The organism is Vibrio sp. 10N.222.55.C6, assembly GCF_041473395.1.
In the GTDB taxonomy this organism is placed as follows: Bacteria; Pseudomonadota; Gammaproteobacteria; order Enterobacterales; family Vibrionaceae; genus Vibrio; species Vibrio crassostreae_C.
Window position 1 is genome coordinate 1 of the sequence record NZ_JBFRSD010000220.1, and the last position, 420, is coordinate 420.

General features: G+C 48.1%; 1 pseudogene. It reads right to left on the bottom strand.

The features are described from left to right. Positions 1-420, bottom strand: a pseudogene (locus tag AB4486_RS23335) (fructuronate reductase); the annotation flags it as partial.

Consider the following 420-nt stretch of genomic DNA (forward strand, 5'->3'; position numbering starts at 1 on the left):
TTCTAAATCAGTCCCTTCAGGCATCGTTAACGAAGGTGCCTGTGATTTCATCATCATGTCAAAAGCGGCTTTTCGGTAGCCAGCATCCGTCATAGTGTCGGAAATATGGTCGTAGCCACCAAGGTATCCAAGGTAAGCAAGGAAAGAGTGACTGCCATTGAGCATGCGCAGTTTCATCTCTTCGTAAGGCACTACATCTTCTACGAACTCTGCGCCAGCGACATTCCAATCTGGACGACCTGCCACAAAGTTATCTTCAATCACCCATTGGCGGAAGGGTTCACAGGCGATGCCACATGGGTCTTCACAACCAAGCAGTTCTGCAATTTCTGTCAGTGTTTCTTCTGTTGCTGCGGGTACGATACGGTCAACCATGGTGCATGGGAAGGTGACATTGGTTTCAATCCAATCACGTAATTC